The sequence below is a fragment of the Selenomonadales bacterium genome, assembly GCA_017442105.1.
Classification (GTDB): Bacteria; Bacillota; Negativicutes; order RGIG982; family RGIG982; genus RGIG982.
Genome location: JAFSAX010000222.1, coordinates 1 through 2,301, shown reverse-complemented (window position 1 = coordinate 2,301; position 2,301 = coordinate 1). Strand labels below are relative to the sequence as shown.

Here is a 2,301-nt window from a genome sequence, read left to right as displayed (position 1 = left end):
CGTCGACAGTGTCTTGTTGTACGAACCTGTCATGACCTTCTCCGTCTGATCCTTGCCGAACATCCACTCGACCAGCATCTGCGCTGTACGGCTTTTTCCGTGACGCGGCGGCAGCGTGATGATGAGCACCTTCGCATCGCTCTCAATGAACGATTGCAGATCATCGCACAGCCTCACAATATACGGCCTGTCTTCGCGATAGAAATCGGGTGCCATCAGCTGACAGAAATAGAAAAAGCGTCTGCGTGCCAATTCACATTTGGCACCAAACGCTATCATTTGTCTATCCACTGCCTGCCAACTTCTTCAGCTGATCCTCGGTCAGACCCTCATACGGATTATTGCGGATATTCGCCTGCATATCAATGTCCTTGCGATCACGCCACACATCAGGCTTGCGGTTCTTCAGCCAGAAGATCTGTGCCGTCACATCGGGCGGCACATTCTTCGTTATCTGCTTGGTGACGACCATGATCGAATTACCCGAAGAATCAACAAGCGGCTGATCCGTCTCTGGATGGCGAAGAGCTTCCTTCGTCTCCTCTACGACCTGATGACCGAGCGCACGCTTCAAAAGAGCATTCTCGACTTCGATGTCGACAACTTCCTTGCCCTTTTTTAAAGCCTCCGAAAATTCGGGGAACCTATTCTTCCATTCGTACAATGTAGATACCGCTATCCCGATATTCTTCGCGATCTGTTCGTCACTGAGACCGTTGCGTGCCCACGCCTCGACCTTCAGCAGTCCCTCATACGTCAACCAATCCGAATATTTTCCTTTACGACCTATCTTCGCCATGTCGTCACCTCCTCTCAAGCATAACAAAAGCCGCCCTCTCGGACGGCTTCGCTTTATTCACATGATAATAATATCACAGAAAATATATACCAAACCATACCAAAATTTTTCTAAAAACTTTGCCTAACCTGTTGACTTTCCGTCTGTCCCAACAAAAAAGCACCGACATTTGTCAGTGCTTTGTGCCGATCTGTATTCCCGCCAGCTTTCGCTTTAGTATAACATATCACGCAATACAGTTGGAACCCCATTCGCCGAATGAGAAAAATTTTTCTACAGACTTCCAAAATCCTGCGGACTAAATGCTCCGTAATGTGCTGCATACAACTCCGCCATATGAATAACATCTGTTCTCATCGCATAATACACACCACGGCTCATATTCAGTTCCTCACAAGTCGTTCGCCAATTTTCGCGTTTGTTGTACCGCCGATCGAAGAAGTCTCTCGCACGCTCATTTTGTTCGTATTGTTCACACACTGCCTTTGATACGCGCAGCCATCTTTCGGGAAAGCGGATCGTCTTGGTCGATCGTTCACCGCACCATGAAGCTCCATGTACGATCTTGACCGAAGCGACCTCTGATGCATTCCGAACAGCCTTATTCGCTGTCGGATCAGAGATACGACTGTGGCCACAGCTGCCGCCCGTTATGACATTGCCGCCATTTCGTTTATCCTCAACAGCTGCTTCAATCTCATTGTGATACATCAACACGAACTCGATCACATGATCCATATAGAATCCCACGATCACACCTCCTCGTAGTACCCGCGATCATCATTCTTCTTCCATACGCACCGACGAGCTTCCATTCGCTCATACTCATCCGCACCCAGATTGTGCATCAGTGTTTCCATACAGACTTGTACGTCTGCACACTCCATCATGAGCGCCTTACGATTCTCTCTGCCCGGATCGACCATATAACGGATCAGCGCGTCAAAGACCTCTTTCACTTCTTCCTCGATCTTCTCCATCTGCTCGTCATTGTTTGCATCTTGAAACTGATAACACGGCATCAGCCAGTTCATACGATTTGCCTCACGCATTTTCTTCTTCATGTCATATCCTCCTCTCAGTAGCTGTCAATCATTTATTCCATCCCATATCCGCAAGCGGGAGAGAACCAAGTGCTCCTAGGAGCCTAATTACTTCATCGCGGTATCCTTCGAGACACATCTTCTCCCGATCATACTCATCGCGTGATGCCCACCCCTGCTTGCCGATAACAGGACGCATCACATACCCCCACGTTCGATCTTGTATCAACTTCGTTCCTACGCCGCGCAGATAAAAGAGTCGCGCATAGAGTTCCTTATTGTCTTGCACACGCGACAGCAGGAGCAGCCATACCGTACTATCCTCACGCGAATAATGCCCGTACGGATCGATCACAACAGGCGTATCGCCCATCAGATCGACCACATACGGATACCGTTCATTGATGACCTCCATCGCACGCTTCTCCACTCGCTCCAGAAGAGTCGTTATGTCCGATG

At 49.0% G+C, this 2,301-nt stretch carries 5 protein-coding genes; all 5 read right to left on the bottom strand.

Annotation, left to right across the window (positions count from 1 at the left end):
• Nucleotides 1–279: hypothetical protein (locus IJN28_08435; GenBank protein MBQ6713792.1), on the bottom strand; the 279-nt coding region annotated here is incomplete at its 3' end.
• 4 nt (nucleotides 280–283) lie between these two features.
• Nucleotides 284–799: a helix-turn-helix domain-containing protein gene (locus tag IJN28_08430; protein MBQ6713791.1), complete on the bottom strand. Its 516-nt coding sequence runs from the start codon at nucleotides 797–799 to the stop codon at nucleotides 284–286.
• A gap of 273 nt (nucleotides 800–1,072) precedes the next feature.
• Complete coding sequence (locus tag IJN28_08425) at nucleotides 1,073–1,549, bottom strand: hypothetical protein (GenBank protein MBQ6713790.1); 477 nt, start codon at nucleotides 1,547–1,549, stop codon at nucleotides 1,073–1,075.
• Between the two features lie 2 nt (nucleotides 1,550–1,551).
• Nucleotides 1,552–1,863, bottom strand: coding sequence for a hypothetical protein (locus IJN28_08420; GenBank protein ID MBQ6713789.1), 312 nt, complete (start codon nucleotides 1,861–1,863; stop codon nucleotides 1,552–1,554).
• A 28-nt stretch (nucleotides 1,864–1,891) separates the two neighbouring features.
• A partial coding sequence (locus IJN28_08415) for a hypothetical protein (protein MBQ6713788.1) occupies nucleotides 1,892–2,301 on the bottom strand: 410 nt, incomplete at its 5' end.

Bases quoted from the DNA above. Each gene is read 5' to 3' on its own strand.
- IJN28_08420 (MBQ6713789.1), bottom strand. From the start codon at position 1,863: ATGAAGAAGAAAATGCGTGAGGCAAATCGTATGAACTGGCTGATGCCG.
- IJN28_08430 (MBQ6713791.1), bottom strand. From the start codon at position 799: ATGGCGAAGATAGGTCGTAAAGGAAAATATTCGGATTGGTTGACGTAT.